The following is a 19,241-nucleotide window of genomic DNA, read 5'->3' as shown; positions in this document are numbered from 1 at the left end:
CAGATACGCCGAGTCACCCGGCAATATACGAGGACGTCGTGCGGCGACCGGAAAACCGGCCATTGCCGCACGACGTCCCACATTCATCAGCGAATCCTGCCTCACAACGCGTCTCGGACGCTGTCAGTGCTGATCAGGGCTTTGCCGCATTCTGGCGGCATTCGCACCCGAACCCGGCTCTGGCCGTCTGGGCTGTTGCCGCATCATTTCACGGATTCCTTGCCGCGTTCCACTGCGCGAAGCACCAGCTTGCGCAGTTCGGAAGCGACCAGCACGATGGCTGCCAGACCAATGCATTCCAGCCAGGCGCCGCCGCTGAGCGGTGTGGTACCGAACGCGGTGTTGAGGAACGGCAGATAAATCACCGCAAGCTGCAACACAACAGACAGCGCGATCGCACCCCACAGCCGGCCGTTGGAGAACAGGCCGACGAACGCGGACTGGCGCGCCGAACGCGAGGCGAGCGCGTTGAATAGCTGGGCGAACACGAGAATGGTGAAGCCCATGGTGCGCGCCTCGACCATCTGCGCGTCATGCCCGATGGCGCTGACGGAACGGTCGGTGAACAGGCCGCCGGACAGGTGCATATCCATGCCGATCAGCGTGACCGCAGCCATGATGACGCCGATGAATACGATGTCACCCCACATGGAGCGGTCAATCACCCGGTCGATGAGCTTGCGCGGCTTGCGGTTCATCACGTCTTCGGTCTGTGGGTCGACGCCCATGGCGAGCGCCGGCGCGGCATCCGTCAGCAGGTTGATCCACAGCAATTGCGTCGCCAGCAACGGCACGGTGACGCCCGCGGAACCCGGCTGGGTGATGCCGAGGAAGCCGGCGAGTACCACGCCGAAGAACACGGTGAACACTTCGCCGACATTCGAGCTGAGCAGGTAGCGCAGGAACTTGCGGATGTTGTCGAAAATGCCGCGGCCTTCGCGCACGGCTGCCACGATGGTGGAGAAGTTGTCATCCGCCAGGATCATCTTGGCGGATTCCTTGGTCACCTCAGTGCCGGTGATGCCCATCGCCACACCGATATCCGCGGTTTTAACCGCCGGGGCGTCGTTGACGCCGTCACCGGTCATCGCCACGATATTGCCTTGCCGTTGCAGGGAATCGACGATTTTGAGCTTATGCTCCGGGGCGACGCGCGCGTACACGGATACTTCGGATGTCGCCTTGTCGAACGCCTGCTGGCCCATGGCATCCAGCTGGTCGCCAGTCAAGGCTTTGCCACCCTTGTCGATGATGCCGAGGTCGCTGGCGATACGCGCTGCGGTCAGCGGGTGGTCGCCGGTGATCATGACCGTACGAATGCCCGCCCGGTGCGCTTCGGCCACACTGTCACGCACTTCGGTGCGCGGCGGGTCAATGATGCCGACCATGCCGGTCCAGATCATGTCACGTTCCAACGCGTCGCTCTGGTCGGCGATATCAAGCACCTCGCCTGCCGCATTGGAAATCATGCCCGGAACATCAGCGATTGAAGGGGTGTCAAGCGGACGGTATGCCTCGCCAAGCGTGCGGTAGGCCTCGTTCGACAGCCGTTCGACCTGGTGCAGGATTTCCTGCCGGTCGCCTTCGGTGATCGGCCGGACCGCGCCGCCCACGGCGATGCGGGTGCAATAGCCGAGCAGTACGTCTGGGGCGCCCTTGGCGAATACGGTGAGCTTGCCGGAATCCGCGTTGTCCTTGGCGACAATCGACATGCGCTTGCGTTCCGAGGTGAACGGCACTTCGCCGACACGTTGGAAGTTCTCAAACCGGCGGTCGGTTTTGGTCTTGCGGGCCGCGACAATCAGCGATACCTCGGTCGGGTCGCCCACGATATCCCACGTGCCCGGCTTGTCACCTTCACGCAACTCGCCGTCATTCGCCATGGCACCGGCACCCAGCGTGGCATAGACCTCCGCACGAATATCGGCAGGCACTTCCAAATCGCCATCAGCGGCACCAACGGCAATCATCCGGCCTTCGGGAGCGTACCCGGTTCCGGTCAACTGCACTTCGCCGCTCGGCGTAACCACCCGTTCGACGGTCATCTCGTTGCGGGTGAGCGTGCCGGTCTTGTCAGAGCAAATTACCGAAGCGGAACCGAGCGTTTCGACGGATGACAGCTTCTTGACGATGGCGTGATGCTTGGCCATGCGCTGGACGCCGAGCGCCAGCACCACGGTGAGGATTGCAGCAAGGCCTTCTGGCACTGCGGCGACCGCAAGCGACACGGCAAGCAGCAAGGATTCGATGACGTCATCGACGCTGTGGAAGCCTTCCATAATCGCGAGTGCGGCGAGCACCACCGCGGCGATGATGCACACGGCGATACCCAGCACCTTGGAAACGTGTGCCATTTCCTTCTGCAGCGGGGTCTGCTCGTCTTCCGTCCGCGACAACATATCGGCGATTTTGCCGACCTGCGTGTCCATGCCTGTGCCAGTGACAATGGCACGCCCGGTGCCTTGGGTGACGGATGTGCCGTTGAACACCATGTTCATGCGGTCGCCCAGCGCTTTGGCGCTGTCAAGGGTCTCGGGCTTCTTCGCGACCGGCACGGATTCGCCGGTCAGGCTTGCCTCCGCGATACGCAGGGATGCAGCGGCGAGCAGTCTGCCGTCAGCGGAGACAGAATCGCCTTCGCCGAGGATGAGGATATCGCCCGGCACGACGTCCGACGTGTCGATGCGCATCACCTGACCGTCACGCAACACGGAGGTCTGCGGGGCGGTCATACTGGCGAGCGCCGCAACCGCCTGTTCTGCTTTTGCTTCCTGGATGTAGCCGAGCACCGCGTTGACGATGAGGATCAGCACGATGACGATGGCGTCGAACGGGAGCGCCTCGGTGGATGAGCCGGGCTGCGCGTTAGCCCGTTCGATGAACCATGCGACCAGCGATATGGCCGTCGCGACAAGCAGCAGATAGACCAGCGGGTCGCGGAACTGGGCGAGGAACTTCTTCCATTTGGGCACCGGCGGTGCGCTGGCCAGTTGATTCGGGCCGAACTTTTCCTTGCGGCGTTTCGCCTCCTGCGAGCTCAGCCCGACAGCGGGATCGACATGCAGGGCTTTGGCGACATCCGATGCGTCGGTGAGCGACGGATCGGTGTCAAGAATCGCGGATGCATGCAGGTCACCGGCTTCGGCTGGTTGCGCCTGGGGGGCACGGGATGGGGATTGATCGAGCTGGTGATCAACCATGATGGTCTCCTCAGTCAGCCGCGGAGTAGTCAACCCTCGTGTCTGCTGCGTCTGCTGACGATGCCGACACGGCAAGGCTGCGCGGTTATGGGCGCCGGGCGATTGCCTGCGGCGCAATACTTGTATTCTACAAAGACGCCCCCTACCGAGGCGTTCACGAAACGCTGAAATCCACGATTTTCCGACGACACTCCGACATTGGCCCCGGCTGCTCTGACCGGCGATTGCTCCATCGGCCATGAGATAATGAAAGGTATGGCTAACAAGAAAGGCCCGACCAAGGGTTCGGGCGGAAAACATCGTAACGCGCTTCGGGGCAAGGGCCCGACCCCGAAGGCAGAGAATCGCGTCTATCACAAGGCATACAAGGCGAAGCAGGCGGCCGACCGCCGCAAAGCCGCCGATCCGCGTCTCGCCGCGCGCCGGCGGGCCGCCAAGTACACGTCCGACGGCGCCGATCTGGTCATCGGCCGCAACTCCGTCCTCGAGGCGTTGCGCGTCGGCGTGCCGAGCACTCAGCTGTATATCGCCTCGCATATCGAGCATGATGACCGCACGCGCGAGATCATCAAAATCGCCACAGCACAAGGACTCCACCTGCTGGAGGCCGACCGCCTGGAGATGGATCACATCGCGCATTCCGGCAACCATCAGGGCATCATCCTCAAAGTGCAGCCCTACGAATACGCGTCGTTGCGCGACCTCGCTGACAAGGCCGAGAAGCGCGCGAAGGCCATGGAGCAGGTCGATTCCCCGCAGATGCGTATTGCAGCCCGCCCGCTGTTCATCGCTTTGGATGGCGTGACCGACCCGCAGAATCTTGGCGCGGTGATCCGTTCCGCGGCGGCGTTCGGCGCAAATGGCGTGATTCTGCCGGAACGCCGTTCCGCTTCCGTCACGGCCGCGGCCTGGAAGGTGTCGGCCGGTGCTGCGGCCCATCTGCCGGTTGCGCGCGTCGTGAACCTGACCAAGGCGATCGAGGCGCTGAAAGAGCGCGGATACTACGTTGTCGGGCTTGACGGCGGCGGGGATGCGCTCGTCGGCGAGACCGGGTTCGAGACCGATCCGCTTGTGGTCGTGCTCGGCTCCGAAGGCAAGGGCATCAGCAGGCTCGTGCGGGAATCGTGCGATGCCATCGCCGGTATTCCAATCGACAGCCAGGTCGAATCGCTGAACGCTTCGGTCGCCGCCGGTATCAGTCTGTACGCCGTGGCGCGCGCCCGTCGCGAAGCCGCGCAACAGCAAACGCAAGCGGCCGCCAAGTAACCAGCCGCCAACCGCACAACCCCCATACACAAACTGGTTACGCTGGGAAGGGTCTCAGTGTAACCAGTTTGTGTAATGAGCGCAACGGTATCGGGGTCGGGGATGGCTCAGGCCGATCTCAGCCAGTTCCGCCAGCCAGTACGCCTGTCTGTTCCGCCTGTCAGTGGCTCCACACCGCGGCATCGGGGTCGTCCTCCGGATTATATCCGTCATCCACATGATCCGCACCACGACCGGCCGCGGAATCATCGGAGTAGGTGAACTCGTCGTCGATCACACCGGAATCGGCATCGGCGTTGATATCTTTCATCGCCTTCTTATCGAGCTTGTACTGCGGGAGCACGTTCTTGACATAGCTTTGCACGGCTTCCGCCATGGGGATGTCATGCCCGGCATGCTCGGCGAGGAACCACCGGTGGTCCAGCACCTCGTGGAAGAACTGCGCCGGTTCGATCTGCGAACGGTATTCCGGCGGAATCATGCGCACGGTCGGCTCGTAGACCTCGCGCATCCAGTCGGTCGCCACCACTTCAAGATCCTCGTTCTGCCGCCACGTGGACGCGCGATACGTGTCAAGGTCGTTGAGCAGTCGCCGAGCCTGGTTCTCCTGCACATCGAGGCCGGTCAGACGCATGAGCTTGCGGGACGCATACCCGGCATCGACCACGCGCGGCCGCACCAGCACGTGGGTGCCGTCCGCGGCGGTCTTCACCTCGAGCTCATCCACGTCGAAGCCGAGCTCGTTGAGCTTGTTGACGCGCTTCTCGATCTTCCACATTTCGTCCGGATTGAAGGTCTCGACATCGGTGAGCGCGCTCCACAGCGAATGGTAGCGGTCCACCAGCCGGTTGCCGACTTCGACTTCGTCCACATCGCCCGGGAGCAGCTTGCCGGAGCTCAAATCCATCAGCTCGCCGATGATATTCGTGTGCGCCAGGTCGATATCATATTCGCGCTGACCTTCGGTGAGGTTCGCATGCAGATCGCCGGTTTCGGCGTCCACAAGGAACGCCGAGTACGCGTCGGCATCACGCAGGAACAGCACGTTGGACAGCGAGACATCGCCCCAGTAGAAGCCGGCCAGATGCAGCCGGACCATAAGCACGGCGAGGGCGTCAATCAGCCGTTCCGCGGTGTCGGTGCGCAGGTTCCTCGCGAACAGCGCGCGGTACGGCAGCGAGTATTTCAGATGCTCGGTCACCAGCATGGCTTCGAGCGGGTTGCCGTCCTTGTCGTGGCGCCCGGTGACGACGGCAATCGGCGTGACCGTAGGCAGATCGAGCTTGCGCAGTCGCCTGAGCAGCTCATACTCCCGTTCCGCCACGCTGCGCGTGATTTCCTTCATCGCGTAGACGTCATCGCCGACGCGCACGAAGCGGACGACGTGCCGGGAGATGCCTCGCGGCAGGTTAACCAGCAGATCGTCCGGCCACATGGCCAACGGCTGGTTCCACGGCAGGGTGAACATCTTCGGGTTCGAGCTCGCCGCCGTGATCTTCAGCGCCTCAGGCTCCTTCGACTCGGCGTTTTCGTCCTCCGCCTTGACAGATGTCGCGTTCACTGCGCGCGGGTCAAGCTGTGACTGGTCGTTCGTTTCCATGTTCCTCATGCTACCCTTTTCAACAGAAAAGCCCCGCAGCTATGCGGGGCTTTTCCAACGAGGCCGAAAGAGAGGAAGAGAAGCCTCGCGTTACTGGTTGACGGGATTGCTCCCGCCAAGTTCTTAGTTCAGACGCAGCTCAGTGGACGGCGCGAACAGGTGCATCTTCGACGGATCAATCTTGATCTTGACGACCTCGCCGACGCGTGGAAGCACGCGCGGGTTCACGCGAATCGTGGTGAGCTTGTTCTGATCGGACATCAGCGTGGTGGCTTCGGCAACCGAGCCATCAGTGATGATGTTGCCGTAGATGTAGCCGTCTGAGCCGAGATCCTCGACGTTGACGACCTTGAGCGAGAAGGCGTTCGGCTCGTTCGGAGCGGCCAGAGAGCCGTCCTCCGGGCGAAAGCCGACAACAATCTTGCCGCCGTCCTCCGGGGTGAGCTTGTTCACGGCCTCAGCCGGCAGGTCGATGGTGTCGTCGCCGATCTTAGCCTTGCCGTTGACCACCGGGTGGGTGTTCAGGTTCATCGACGGGGAGCCGATGAAGCCGGCCACGAAGACGTTCGCCGGGCGATCATACAGCTCGGTCGGAGCGCCGACCTGCTGCAGCTTGCCAAGCTTGATGACGGCGATGCGGTCGCCCATCGTCAGAGCCTCGGTCTGATCGTGGGTCACGTACAGGGTGGTGACACCGAGCTGACGCTGCAGTGCAGCGATCTGCGTACGGGTCTGCACACGGAGCTTCGCGTCCAAGTTGGACAGCGGCTCATCCATGAGGAAGACCTTCGGTTCACGGACGATTGCACGGCCCATGGCGACACGCTGACGCTGACCACCGGACAGAGCCTTCGGCTTGCGGTCGAGGAACTCGGTGAGGTCGAGGATTTCAGCAGCCTTCTCGACGCGCTTGCGAATCTCTTCCTTCGGGGTGCCGGCGATCTTCAGGGCGAAGCCCATGTTGTCGGCGACGGTCATGTGCGGGTACAGCGCGTAGTTCTGGAACACCATTGCGATGTCGCGATCCTTCGGCTGCATGGTGGTGACGTCCTTGCCACCGATGAAGATGCGACCCTTGTTGACTTCCTCGAGGCCGGCGAGCATACGCAGCGTTGTGGACTTGCCGCAGCCAGACGGACCGACGAGCACGAGGAACTCGCCATCCTTGATATCAAGATTGAGATCATCAACCGAAGGCTTGTCATTGCCCGGGTAGATACGCGTGACGTGGTCGAATACGACTTCTGCCATGATGTTCATCCTTTCAGAGGCAGGTACGTGCCTCACGATCCGTAGTGAGAAGGTTTGGTGCGTTCACTCGTAGCATCCGGCTTCGGAAACTGCAAGCTTCGGCGTTTACTTGTTCCGGTCCATTGAAGGTTCTCTTCGTTGAGCCATGGCCCAGTATACACGATGATTTGACATCGGCAAGGGTGTGTCGTTTGACGTGTTGTGCCGGGCCGAAAACAGGGGACCTTCCACGCAAACAATCTGCATCGGGATGGTCCGCCGGCGTTCCGAGAACTCGCTGCCCGTCGGTGCAGGCTCACGAAAACTACGTCTCAGCCTCAACGACGTGATGCGTGTCGAATCCATACGGCATACGATCATCATTCATGCATTGGACGGCAAGCTTTCCAGCAGCAGCAACACACCTGCGGTGACCAGATACGGCACCAGCGAGTTGATGACGGCGACAACATCTGCCATGTTGATCTGTAACATGGTCGTCTCCTCCTTGTTTGTGGTGCATGTCTCGACCGTGTCGATGCTGCTTCCGCGCCTCACGCCGATGTGTCGCCCGTCTTCGGGAGCGGTTCAACATGCCTTGATGCCATTGCACCAGAAAATATGTCCTGTCGTGCCTCTACGCCCCATCCTGTCATTTCGGGTGCATAATCTGCACGCTTCCCGTGCATGACCTGCTGACGTGTCATGGCGGGTCCGGCACGCTTGCACCTTGGTATCACTAGGATTGAGGCTATGAGCGATTTGAACGCGTTGAATCTCGAAGCAGGCGAGGAAATCGGCGGCTACACGCTGATTTCCCGGCTCGGCAGTGGTGCAATGGGGTCGGTTTGGCGCGTGAAGGACGACGGCGGGCAGGAATACGCGATGAAGATCCTGCGCGATTCCCTGGTTGATGACGGTGAGACGACCGGCCAGGCCGCCCGCGACCATGCGACCGCCCGCGAGCGCCTGCGCCGCGAGGCGATGGCGTTGCGGCGCATCAAACATCCCGGCGTGTGCTCGATTGTGGATATGGAATTGGATGATGCGGTCGCGTTCATTGTCACGGAGCTGATTGAGGGCAGGAACTTGCGCGAGGATGTCGCCGCCAACGGCCGGTATGTGGGCGACGATCTGGAGCGTCTGTCACGCAAGCTGATTGACGCGGTCGAGGCGGTGCACGCGGCGGGGATCGTACATCGCGACATCAAGCCGACGAATGTGATGGTAGCTGCGAGCGGGCCGATTCTGGTGGATTTCGGCATCGCGATGGGCGAAGGGGAAAGCCATGTCACGCGGACCGGGCTGGTGATGGGCACACCCGGGTTCATCGCCCCGGAAATCATTGACGGCGCTGAATCAAGCGAGGCGACGGACTGGTGGTCGACCGCCTCGGTGCTGGCGTTCGCTGCGACCGGCCAGCCGGTGTTCGGCACGAAGCCGATGATGGCGGTGCTGGAGCGCGAGGCGCGCGGCAACGCAAATCTTTCCGGGCTGCCGGCACGCACAGCAGCCGCGTTCCGGTCTGCTCTCGACCCGGACCCCGATCACAGGTGCGCGCCGAAGCAGCTGCTGCACACCATCGCCGCGGATGCGCTGAATCCGGCCGCTTGGGATGATGCGCAAGACCAGATGGTGGACGGGCAGACGGTTGTGTTTCCCCCTGCAGACGGCAGCGAGCGCTCTGAAGACGGGGGCACGATGCTCCCTTTTGACGGGGGCAATGCGGCGAATGCCGGGCACACCACCAGGGACGCCACCATGCAAGCCGACAATCCGAGGTCGTTGTGGATGGCTGATACCGGCGACGGCTGGGACGACGACAGCCCTGAGGAAAACGGCCCAGAATCCGCTGATATCGGCGGTGACCGCGGAACCGATGCCGACGATGATGCCACTGATGTCGTTAACACGGTTGATCCCGACGACGCTGCTGATGCCCGCGCCGATATGAATTCCGCGAAATTTGCGGATACCGCCAGTTCTTCCAACGCCTCGGATCGCACCATGGTGATCGGCGACCAGCCTACTGTTGCCGCACCGGTTCCGATCACCGCGACCGCAGTGATGCCGCATGACGATCCCACGCGCCTGCTCCCCGATGCCGCCGGCGACCCATACGCCGCCAACACCGCCAACACCGCGAACGAGACGATGCCGCCGTCCATTCTCCCGGAAGATGGAGCCGAAACCGGGCAGGCGGCCGGGCAACCGGTCCTGCCGGCAACGCAAGCGGCGGTGCCAGGAACCCAGAATCAGCCCAATCCCGCCGATATCAAGCGTGCACAGTATCTCAAGCGCGGAACGCTCCCGCTCGCTGCGCTGACCGTTCCGGTCGCCATCACCGCGGCGGCGATGCCGCTCATCGCATGGATTCTCGCCGGCGTGCTGATCTGGCTGCTCATCGCGATCGGTCTGAATGCCGGTTCGCAGCTCGACCGTGAAAGCAAACGCGGCGGGACACGCAAACGCGGCGATGGCGCGTTGCGCGTGGCAACCATGCCGTGGCATATCGTCAAAGGACTGGCGCTGGCCATCCCCTGCGCCCTACTGGCCGGCATCATCGCCACACTGGTGGTCATCATCGCCACACTCGCCTTACATTTGCCGACATTCCCAGCGCCATGGCATACCAACGGCTGGGTCGTTCCGTTCGTGTTGCTCGCCGGCAATCCGCTGTCGGTCAGCGGCTGCGTCCTGGCAGGCGCCGCCGCCATCGGATGGCTTGTCGACGTGTTCGCGCCTGGGGCTGCCGCAATCCGATTGGGCTCGGGCGCGTTGCGCGGTCTTCCCCGCGACACGGGAAGCACTCTCCCGGCTGAAGGCAATAGCGAGACCGGCCAAAACGACGCGCCGGAATGCAAGGGCGCGGGCGGCCGACAGACAACGCTGCTCGTGATATGGCTGATGCTGGTGGTCGCCGCCGTGGTGGCGATGCTGATGACTGGTGCAATCAATTGGGTGCCGTTGATGGTCACTGGCTACATGCACATGTAATAGGCCTGTGCCGATTGCCGAAACCGCAAGAATCCGGAACTTTGCCGGCCGTTCTCGCCGTCCTCGATTAGACTATCCGACAGTGAGCGGTCATGGATGCCGCGGTCGCGGAATCGTGCATACCAGAAAGGACAATCATGCCCCAGAACGACAAGAGGAACGCCAAACGCCGTACCCGTGCGGAACGCCGGGCTGAGGAAGAAGCGCGTCTGAAGGAGCAGGCCGCCCAGGCGGAACACGAGCGCAAACAGCAGACGCTGATTGGCGCAATCGTGGTTCTCGTGGTCGTGGCGTTGGTGGCAGTCATAGGCGTCACGGTCTATCGCAACACGCATCCGTCCTCGACATCCACATCATCCGGCTCTGCTTCGCCCACATCCGTCGCCGCCGCGAAAAAGGCAATGAACGCGGTGAAGACCAAGCCATCAAAGGCGAATTCCACCGGTGGATTCCTGTTCTCGAAGAACGGATACAACAAGACAATCAGGGACGCCCCCACCATCGCGCTGTACATGGATCCAATCTGCCCGGGCTGCGGGTCGATGCACCGGCAGATTGATTCGACTCTTGCGTCGATGTTCGACGCGGGACAGGTCAATCTTGAGTTCCATCTGATGACCTCGCGTGACGCAAGCTCCTCGGACAACTACTCTTCGCGCGCCGCCAACGCCGCAGTGTACATCGTGGAGCACGACGACAACCCGGAGCATCTGCTCAAGTACATCGAAAATATCTACGACGAGGATTTCCAGCCTGACGAAGCCGACTCCTATGTCCCGGTGAGCAACAAGAAGCTGCAGGAGCAGGCGGAGAAGGCCGGGGTTTCGACCGCGGTAGCCTCCAAGGCGTTCTCGAATACCTACACCGCCTGGCTCAAGGCTTCGGACACCTACACGAGCATGCGGCCGGAGCTTGAGAACGTCTCGGGCAATTACGCCGGCTACATGACCACGCCTACCGTCACCATCAACGGCACCTATCTGGATTTGGTGAAGGTCGGCCAGTACAATATGTCAATCAAGGACGCGATTCTCACCTCCATCGGGCTGAAGGAAAGCCAGGTCGGCAAGAGTGGCGTCATGCCGTCGATTGGCTCCGGCAAGCCGAAGGCCATCGACACCGGCAAGTAACGAGATCGGCGTCGCGGCTGTACGCGCCGCAGATTCACGCCCCGGTCGTTACGGCTGGGGCTTTTGTCATGCCTGGCGACGCGGGGGTTGCAGGTACGGCGGCGCAAGGACTGCAACATAACACGGTTCGCGACGCTCGTGCTGAATTCGCGGAGATGACCCCTGTGATGTTCATTCTGGGATCCACTCCATGTTCGCCCTGAGCGAATATATCAACAACTTCACATATCATTCACATTTGCAAACGTTGCTTTCCTTGATGCTGACACCGCCCCCACGACACGGTTCCGACCCTATGGTGAGTCGATGTTCGTCAGCACTGGTATGCTAGTTCCTTGTGCGCTCAGGACGCGACAACACTACGGTTGCCGCCGACGCGCGAACGCCTCCTTAGCTCAGATGGCCAGAGCGGCCGCCTTGTAAGCGGCAGGTCGTCGGTTCGATCCCGACAGGAGGCTCGAAACGTGGTACAGTATTGTTGTGCCATAATAGTGGCACCACGTTGAGTCTTACTGCGAGTAAGTAAGCCAAGGGCCTTCCCCCCAACTATGACCCTTGGCAACACAAAGGTGGAGCGTCCCCCCAACCAGCTTCACCTTGAGGGGGCCGGAACATCCCCTTCTCTTCGGCCCCCCTTCTCTTCCAAGTCCGCCCACTGTGGGGCGGACTTGTTTTTTCCCAGCGCATACGAATTCCGCGAAACCGGCCACGGGAGCCTTCGGGCGAGGCCAGGCTGTGGAATCATCGGCCAACATCCGCATCAGACAGTCAGATACGCATCGGGCAGTGTGGCAATGCGCATCAGCAAGTTCCGCCCTCTCCCCTTTCTCCACAAACTCGTTACGCCAGGACCGCCCCAGCGTCACCAGTTTGTGAAGCGAAGAACCAAGACACACGTCCGACGGCAAGGCAAGCCCGACAGCGCGTCCGATCCAGAACCCTCTTCCGACGCTGACGGGGTTCTCAGCGTCGGCAGAAACAGAGCCATAACCTTCTACCGACACTCACGGGCAGCTCAGCGTCGGCACAACCTTCTACCGACACTTCAGCATTCCAACACCCCATCACCACAACCGCCACGAGCCCCCAAGCAACCAAGTAACCGCAGGCAGCGAACCCTGCGAATGTGGGAGAATGTTGCGAGCTGCGCCGAATACCCCACCGCGCCCAGGCAAGTCGCTACAATGCAAGCCAGAGGCTCTGCCAGACAGGCAACCCGTTCTACGATTTCGGAAGGTGATGGCATGGCGCGTCGTTGGACTCCACAACGCACGGTGATACTGCGTCGCATCAGAGTGGCATGCTGCTCGATCGCGGTCGTACTCGCCTCAGTGTGCACATTCACTGTCGGCGCGAGAAAAACCGTCGCCCTCTCCATCAACGGACAGACCACGACAATCACCACGTATGCCTCCTCGGTGGATCGCTTGCTCAGCGAACGCGGCATCACCATCAAATCCCATGACATCATCGAGTCCACCTCGAAAGGCGCGCTCAAAGACCATGATGTGGTCACCATCCGCTCGGCATACGAGACGACCATCAACATCGACGGCACCGAGGTCCCGTTCTGGACAGTCGCCACAAGCATGGACCAGCTGCTCGGCTTCTTCGAGCAGAACGAACAGGCCGCTTCGAAAGTGACCGTCGACATCAAGAACGTCTACAACCAGCTCACTGGCGGCCTAGTCATCAACGAGGCCGGCCCGGTCACCGTCATAGCGGACGGCACCACATCCATCGCGCCGAACGGCAAACTGACGGCTGCGTCAATCCTTGATTCCAAGGGCATCACGCTCGGCAAGGAAGACCGCGTGAGCGTCGAGCGGGACAACGGGACAACCATCCTGCGCGTGCAACGCGTCAAGCATCAGACCGAAACCCGCACGGAAACCATTCCCTTCGACACGCAGACCGTGGTCGACAACAGCCTGCAGCCTGGGCAGACCGTCATTCAACAGGCTGGACAGAACGGCGCCAAAGTCGACACGTATGACGTCACGTATGTGGATGGCGTCAAGGAAAGTGAGACATTGACCTCGTCGCAGACCACGGCGGTTCCGGTCATGCAGATCATCGCCGTAGGACCGGAGCAGTCCAGCGATTCTGCGGATTCCGGCAGTTCGGACAGCGGATCGGCGGCGGCAGGCGGTTCAGATTCCGGCAACTCTGGCGACTCCGGTTCCAGTGGCTCAGGTTCCTCGTCGTCATCATCAGGCTCATCGTCACCATCCGCCTCGGCGTCGTCCTCACCGTCCTCCACGGGCAGTGCTTCATCCAGTGCTTCGCCGTCACCATCGCCGTCGAAGACAGCCACAGCGTCACCAAGCCCGTCCAAGACCACGCCAAAACCGACCCCAACACCAACCCAGACTGCGGCGCCGAAACCAAGCCCCAGCCCAAGCAAAACCACGCCGTCGAACAGCGGATCTTCAAACAGCGGGTCATCCAGCAGCAGCGGATCGTCCGCGGCCGGCTCCAGACTGTGGCACCCGACCGTCCAGCAAGCTCAGACCTATGCCGCCGGCGCCGCTGCACAACGCGGTTGGACCGGCAACGAGTGGACAAGCCTAGTGAACCTGTGGACCAAAGAATCCAGTTGGCGCTGGTCCGCAGGCAACCCCACATCGGGCGCCTACGGCATCCCCCAATCCCTGCCGGGCAGCAAAATGGCTCAATTCGGGGCAAACTGGAAGGATGACGGCGCGGTCCAGATCGACTGGGGACTGTATTACATCACCATCCGTTACGGCAAACCCTCCGTCGCCTGGCAGCATTGGAAAGATTTCAACTGGTACTGATCGATTCCCTCCACCGACCACCACGCAACCGAACTCGACAAGAAGTACGAATGAACACCACAACACCCCCGCAGACGGCGGACAATCGGAAGAACAACGCCCCGGAACATGCCGGGCACCTGCTCGGAGCCGCGGATATCCGCCGTATCGCCGCCGAGGCGGGCATCCACCCGACCAAGAAATTCGGGCAGAATTTCGTCATCGACCCGGGCACCATCCGAAAAATCGTCCACGAATCCGGCGTTTCGGCCGGCGACACCGTGTTGGAGGTCGGTCCGGGGCTCGGATCACTCACATTGGCGCTGCTGGAAGCCGGAACCGATGTTACTGCGATTGAAATCGATCCACCCCTCGCACAACGCCTTCCCAACACCGTCATGGAGTTCATGCCGCAAGCCGCGGACCGATTGCATGTAATCAACCACGACGCGCTGACCATCACCCCCGAGGACACGCCTGAGCTGTCAACAGCCCCGCACATCACGCTGGTCGCGAACCTCCCATACAACGTGGCCACGCCGATCATCCTGACTCTGCTTGAACGCTTCCCGCAACTGGACCGCTTCACGGTCATGGTGCAAAAAGAGGTCGCCGACCGGCTCGCCGCAAAGCCGGGAAGCAAGATTTACGGCACCCCCAGCGTCAAACTCGCATGGTACGGCATCGCACAGCGTTCGGCGATGATTGGCCGCAACGTGTTCTGGCCGGCTCCGAACGTCGATTCCGCGCTGGTGACCTTCACCCGATATCCCGGCGGGCAGCTGCCGGAGGCCTCCAGCCTGGGGGTCGCACGCGACGATGTCTTCGCACTGGTCGATGCCGCCTTCGGGCAGCGGCGCAAGACCTTGCACGCCGCCCTCAAACACATGGTTTCCCCGGAGGCCTTCACAGCATCCGGCATCGATCCGACCCGACGCGGCGAGACCTTGACCATTGAAGAATTCACACGCCTTACGGTCGCACGCACCGCGCACACCAGCACCGTCGGAGAGCGGGCATCAGCATGAAGGTGAGCGTGGATTGCCCCGCGAAGACCAATATCACCCTGCATGTGGGCGCGAAACATGCGGATTGGGGCGGACGGCACGAGCTTGACACCATCTACTGCGCGCTCGGCGTCTACGACACGGTCACCGTGTCCCCCACGCAACCCGGCGGCGGTGTACGGCTGTCGATGGACGGGGAGCATCTTGCAGACCTTGCCGACCTCGCAGGCAACGGCGACAACAGCCACAACCATGCCGTGCGCGCGGTCAACGCGTTGGCGCAGGTGAGTGGACATCACCCCGATGTCGACGTGCATATCGTCAAGCGCATCCCCGTCGCGGCCGGTTTGGCCGGAGGCTCGGCGGACGCCGCGGCGACCCTGCTGGCGCTCGACACCCTGTGGGATCTGCATTGGCCGATCGGCCGCCTACAACAGGTCGCGGCAACACTGGGCACCGACATGCCGTTCTGCCTGACCGGCGGATATGCGCACGGTACCGGATTCGGCGAGCGCATCACCCCGATACCGCCGGACAGCGAATCCGCGATGCAGCTGCGCAATCAAGGATTCGCGGGTTTGGTGCTCGTCGGTGCGTACGATTCGCAGCTCAGTACACCCCGTGTGTATGCCGAGTTCGACCGTATCGGCGACGGTCGGCACAATACCGGCGACGTCAAGCCGGCCAACGATTTGCAGTATGCTGCGGTGCAGCTTCATCCGCGCAGCGGCACGGCGATTGACTTGGCGATCGCAGCCGGGGCGACCCATGCATTCGTATCCGGTTCAGGACCTTCCGTCGTCGCTTTCGTGCCAAATTCCCGCGCGCTGTCGGCAGTCGCCGAGTCGTGGCGTGCAGGCAATGCCGTCGATCGAATCATCGAAGCACAGGCACCGGCCGTGCCGCGGATCCATGTCGTCCGTGGAGTCAGCGATTGCCGGTAGAGTGGGATGGATACAGGAACGAAGAGGATGCTATGACCGGAATCTATGATGAACGCGCGGCACGCAAAGCCTATGTGCGCCACCGTCAGACCGCGGTGTTTACTTTCACCATCATGGGCATGGTGATTGCGTTGATCATCGCCCTGCTGTTCTCGTTCCATGTATTCGGTCTGGGCTCGGTGTCAACCGCCGAGACGCTGCCGAATTATGGCGTCTCCGCCGCCTGCGCTGTTCCGGATTCATCAGGAACAGCGAAATATGTTGACAACTCGACCGTCCACGTCCGCGTGCTCAACGGCACACAGCATTCAGGGTTTGCGCGCGCTGTCGGCGAAGCACTCACCAATCGCGGGTTCACCGTGGAGAACGTGTCGAACTACCAGAAGACCGACGTCAAGCGGACCATCATCTATTACGGCAAGAACACCATCAACGAAGCGTACACGCTCAACGACAACTTCACCGATGCAGTTATGAAGATGGACGACCGTCAGGACAAGCTCATCGACGTGGTGCTCGGCGCCACCTTCGACAATCTCAAAACCAAGTCGAAGGTGCTGGGCAAGGGCGCGAAAATCACCGATGTCAGCGGCTGCCTCGATAGCAGCAAGATGACGAATCTGCCCAAGGCCCTAGCCCATGACGCAGTGAACTGACGCATACGCTGACCACACACACCAGTCGGCACCCGCTTTCTCCACTCCCTCACTTTCACAAATTGGTTACGCTGGGACGCGCTCAGCGTAACCAATTTGTGGAAATAAATCTGGGCACTGAGAAAGTCGAGGTACGGGAAAGGGCCCGGGCGTGTCATGCTGGGGAATAACACGGCGTGTCACAGCACGGGCGCGGCGTGTCACGGCATGACACGGCATCACACATGATGACACGCATTCTTTCCAGCGTTGCCACGCCCGTTCTCACCTCACCTCAAGCGTTCTGCGCGGCGGCCCAACGTTTGAGTTCTTCGACCGCCGCTTCATGCCCGACCGGACCGTTATCCAACCGGTATTCCAGCATGTGCTGGTAGGCGACGCCCACTTGGGGCCCGGGCTCGAGACCCAGCAGTTGCATGATTTCGTTGCCGTCAAGCTCAGGGCGGATCGCCTCGATGTCCTCACGCTGTTTGAGGTCGCGGACCCGCTGTTCCATTTCGTCCATGGCGTCGGAAAACATCTGAGCCTTGCGCTTGTTCTGCGTGGTCGCGTCAGCGCGGGTCAAACGGTTGAGACGCTCATAAAGCGGCCCGGCGTCACGCACGTAGCGGCGGACCGCGGAATCGGTCCACGGTTCGTCGACATACCCGTGGAAACGCAGATGCATGTTCACCAGTTCGCTCACATCTTGGACGATGTGATGATCGAAATGCAGGGCGCGCAGGCGTTTGCGCGTCAATTTTGCGCCGACGGCGTCATGATGATGGAAGCTGACCTTGCCGTGGTCTTCGAACTTACGGGTCGCCGGCTTGCCGATGTCATGCAGCAGCGCTGCGAGCCGCAACTCGAGGTCGGGGGCCGGGACCGGGCCGTCCGGGCCAGTTTCCAGCGCAACCGCACGGTCGAGTACGATCATCGTGTGCTCAAAGACATCCTTATGCCGGTGATGTTCGTCGATTTCCAGCTTCAACGCGGGAATCTCCGGCAGCACGATATCGGCGAGCCCGGATTCCACCAGCGCCTCCACTCCGGCGCGCGGCCGGGTCGACAGCAGCATTTTGACCAGCTCGTCGCGTACGCGCTCGGCGGAGACGATGCGGATACGCTCGGTCATTTCGGTGATCGCCTGCGCGGTCTCCGGCTCGATGCTAAATCCCAGCTGGGCGACGAAACGAATCGCGCGCATCATGCGCAACGGATCGTCATCAAAGGATTGACGCGGATCGACGGGCGTGCGCAACACGCCCTTGGCCAAGTCGTTCGCGCCGCCGAACGGATCGACGAACTCCAGATCTGGTACGCGCAACGCCATGGCGTTCACCGTGAAATCGCGCCGCGACAGATCCCCTTCCAGCGAATCGCCGTAATTGACTTCCGGTTTACGCGAATCCGGATCATACGTGTCGCTTCGATACGTGGTCACCTCGACCTGTACCGGCGTGCCGTCAGGCCGGCGGCGCATGGCGCCGAGCGTGCCGAATTTGCGGCCCATATCCCAGAAACCGTCGTGTCCCCATGCCCGCAGGATATGTTCAAACTGCTCAGGCCTGGCCGACGAGCAGAAATCAAGGTCGTGGGATTTGCGATGCAACAGCAGGTCACGTACCGGACCTCCCACGAGAGCCAGCTCATAGCCTTCATCCGCGAACATATGACCCAGCTCTATCGCTTCTGGCCAGACTTCGAAATTCAACGCGCGCCCTTTCGATTCAGCACTTTCTACGCCTCCAAGCATACCGTTACTCCACCTGCACATTGGTTTGAGTAAGGTGGAAGACATGATTACTCCCGCAGACTTTGCGCGCATGCTCGCCAATGCTGCGGATAAGCATACCCAAATGGGCCCGTCGCCCGACACGCTGATGTACACGTCGCAATCGGAAAAACCCGTACAATACCAGGATATCGAGCCGGGAACCCCTACTCCCGCATTGATGCCTCACCGCAGGACTGGTGACACGCCCGCAACGTTCGCCTCCTTGGACGCGCAGGAACTTCCGGTCGTCAGAGAGTACTCCGCTGGCGGACTCGTGTTCGACGAACTCGGCCGTGTCGCGATCATCGCCCGGCATTCACGCAGCGGGCATCTGGAATGGTGCCTGCCGAAGGGGCATATTGAGAAGGACGAAACGCCGCAGGAGACCGCGGTCCGTGAAGTGCATGAGGAAACGGGGATCCTCGGTGAGGTGGTGGATTCCATCGCCACAATCGACTACTGGTTCACCGGAACCAACCAACGCGTGCACAAGCTGGTGCACCATTATGCGCTTCGTCGAATCAGCGGTGAGCTGACGGTAACCGGCGACCCTGACCATGAGGCGGAGGACGCGATCTGGGTGAAGTTCGAGGATCTGGACAATGTGCTCAGCTATCCTAATGAACGCAAGATCGCGTGGCTCTACGCCAGGAAACTGAACAGGCAGGCATAACG

The 19,241-nt window shown here is 61.4% G+C and carries 12 protein-coding genes and 1 tRNA gene; 9 read left to right on the top strand and 4 right to left on the bottom strand.

Translation table 11 applies throughout. The annotated features are described in order from the left end of the window. Nucleotides 1-203 precede the first annotated feature (203 nt). Entirely contained in the window at nt 204-3,200 is a 2,997-nt protein-coding gene (locus tag K315_RS0103915) for a cation-translocating P-type ATPase (RefSeq protein ID WP_029576276.1), read from the bottom strand. Nucleotides 3,201-3,455: 255 nt separating this feature from the next. On the opposite strand from K315_RS0103915, the gene rlmB reads away from it, so the two are divergent. Next, nucleotides 3,456-4,466: a 23S rRNA (guanosine(2251)-2'-O)-methyltransferase RlmB gene (gene rlmB, locus K315_RS0103910; RefSeq protein WP_029576275.1), complete on the top strand. Its 1,011-nt coding sequence runs from the start codon at nt 3,456-3,458 to the stop codon at nt 4,464-4,466. 160 nt (nt 4,467-4,626) lie between these two features. On the opposite strand, the gene K315_RS0103905 is transcribed toward rlmB, so the two are convergent. Further along, nucleotides 4,627-6,066 carry a DUF4032 domain-containing protein gene (locus K315_RS0103905; RefSeq protein ID WP_029576274.1) on the bottom strand — a complete coding sequence of 480 codons (1,440 nt, stop codon included), beginning with the start codon at nt 6,064-6,066 and terminating at the stop codon, nt 4,627-4,629. A 123-nt stretch (nt 6,067-6,189) separates the two neighbouring features. Beyond that, the gene (locus K315_RS0103900) at nt 6,190-7,317 is read right to left on the bottom strand and encodes an ABC transporter ATP-binding protein (protein WP_029576273.1); all 1,128 of its coding nucleotides are present in this window, start codon (nt 7,315-7,317) and stop codon (nt 6,190-6,192) included. 723 nt (nt 7,318-8,040) lie between these two features. Between K315_RS0103900 and K315_RS0103890 the strand changes: the two genes are divergently transcribed. From K315_RS0103890 to K315_RS0103860, 7 genes are all read left to right on the top strand, one after another. After that, entirely contained in the window at nt 8,041-10,293 is a 2,253-nt protein-coding gene (locus K315_RS0103890; RefSeq protein ID WP_029576272.1) for a serine/threonine-protein kinase, read from the top strand. A 137-nt stretch (nt 10,294-10,430) separates the two neighbouring features. Next, complete coding sequence (locus K315_RS0103885) at nt 10,431-11,423, top strand: DsbA family protein (protein ID WP_029576271.1); 993 nt, start codon at nt 10,431-10,433, stop codon at nt 11,421-11,423. 384 nt (nt 11,424-11,807) lie between these two features. Then, a tRNA-Thr gene (locus K315_RS0103880) sits at nt 11,808-11,881 on the top strand. A 786-nt stretch (nt 11,882-12,667) separates the two neighbouring features. After that, complete coding sequence (locus tag K315_RS0103875; RefSeq protein WP_029576270.1) at nt 12,668-14,224, top strand: aggregation-promoting factor C-terminal-like domain-containing protein; 1,557 nt, start codon at nt 12,668-12,670, stop codon at nt 14,222-14,224. A gap of 50 nt (nt 14,225-14,274) precedes the next feature. After that, the gene (gene rsmA, locus K315_RS0103870; RefSeq protein WP_029576269.1) at nt 14,275-15,231 is read left to right on the top strand and encodes a 16S rRNA (adenine(1518)-N(6)/adenine(1519)-N(6))-dimethyltransferase RsmA; all 957 of its coding nucleotides are present in this window, start codon (nt 14,275-14,277) and stop codon (nt 15,229-15,231) included. Then, complete coding sequence (locus K315_RS0103865) at nt 15,228-16,154, top strand: 4-(cytidine 5'-diphospho)-2-C-methyl-D-erythritol kinase (protein WP_029576268.1); 927 nt, start codon at nt 15,228-15,230, stop codon at nt 16,152-16,154. Before rsmA ends, K315_RS0103865 begins: the two co-directional genes overlap by 4 nt. A gap of 32 nt (nt 16,155-16,186) precedes the next feature. Beyond that, nucleotides 16,187-16,810, top strand: coding sequence for a LytR C-terminal domain-containing protein (locus K315_RS0103860; RefSeq protein ID WP_015451348.1), 624 nt, complete (start codon nt 16,187-16,189; stop codon nt 16,808-16,810). 274 nt (nt 16,811-17,084) lie between these two features. On the opposite strand, the gene K315_RS0103855 is transcribed toward K315_RS0103860, so the two are convergent. Beyond that, on the bottom strand, nt 17,085-18,503 hold the full coding sequence (locus tag K315_RS0103855) for a CCA tRNA nucleotidyltransferase (RefSeq protein ID WP_029576267.1): 1,419 nt from the start codon (nt 18,501-18,503) through the stop codon (nt 17,085-17,087). Between the two features lie 85 nt (nt 18,504-18,588). Here K315_RS0103855 and K315_RS0103850 point away from each other — a divergent pair, with 85 nt between their 5' ends. Continuing rightward, complete coding sequence (locus K315_RS0103850; RefSeq protein WP_029576266.1) at nt 18,589-19,239, top strand: NUDIX hydrolase; 651 nt, start codon at nt 18,589-18,591, stop codon at nt 19,237-19,239. The last annotated feature ends 2 nt before the right edge of the window (nt 19,240-19,241 follow it).

The sequence above is a fragment of the Bifidobacterium thermacidophilum subsp. thermacidophilum DSM 15837 genome (assembly GCF_000426425.1).
Classification (GTDB): domain Bacteria; phylum Actinomycetota; class Actinomycetes; order Actinomycetales; family Bifidobacteriaceae; genus Bifidobacterium; species Bifidobacterium thermacidophilum.
Note: the sequence above shows the minus strand (reverse complement) of the source record. Positions and strands in the feature narration are given on the sequence as shown.

What these genes read in the sequence shown, in the direction of transcription:
- K315_RS0103915 (WP_029576276.1), bottom strand. Translation starts at nt 3,200, where the DNA reads ATGGTTGATCACCAGCTCGATCAATCCCCATCCCGTGCCCCCCAGGCG.
- rlmB (WP_029576275.1), top strand. Translation starts at nt 3,456, where the DNA reads ATGGCTAACAAGAAAGGCCCGACCAAGGGTTCGGGCGGAAAACATCGT.
- K315_RS0103905 (WP_029576274.1), bottom strand. Translation starts at nt 6,066, where the DNA reads ATGGAAACGAACGACCAGTCACAGCTTGACCCGCGCGCAGTGAACGCG.
- K315_RS0103900 (WP_029576273.1), bottom strand. Translation starts at nt 7,317, where the DNA reads ATGGCAGAAGTCGTATTCGACCACGTCACGCGTATCTACCCGGGCAAT.
- K315_RS0103885 (WP_029576271.1), top strand. Translation starts at nt 10,431, where the DNA reads ATGCCCCAGAACGACAAGAGGAACGCCAAACGCCGTACCCGTGCGGAA.
- K315_RS0103875 (WP_029576270.1), top strand. Translation starts at nt 12,668, where the DNA reads ATGGCGCGTCGTTGGACTCCACAACGCACGGTGATACTGCGTCGCATC.
- rsmA (WP_029576269.1), top strand. Translation starts at nt 14,275, where the DNA reads ATGAACACCACAACACCCCCGCAGACGGCGGACAATCGGAAGAACAAC.
- K315_RS0103865 (WP_029576268.1), top strand. Translation starts at nt 15,228, where the DNA reads ATGAAGGTGAGCGTGGATTGCCCCGCGAAGACCAATATCACCCTGCAT.
- K315_RS0103860 (WP_015451348.1), top strand. Translation starts at nt 16,187, where the DNA reads ATGACCGGAATCTATGATGAACGCGCGGCACGCAAAGCCTATGTGCGC.
- K315_RS0103850 (WP_029576266.1), top strand. Translation starts at nt 18,589, where the DNA reads ATGATTACTCCCGCAGACTTTGCGCGCATGCTCGCCAATGCTGCGGAT.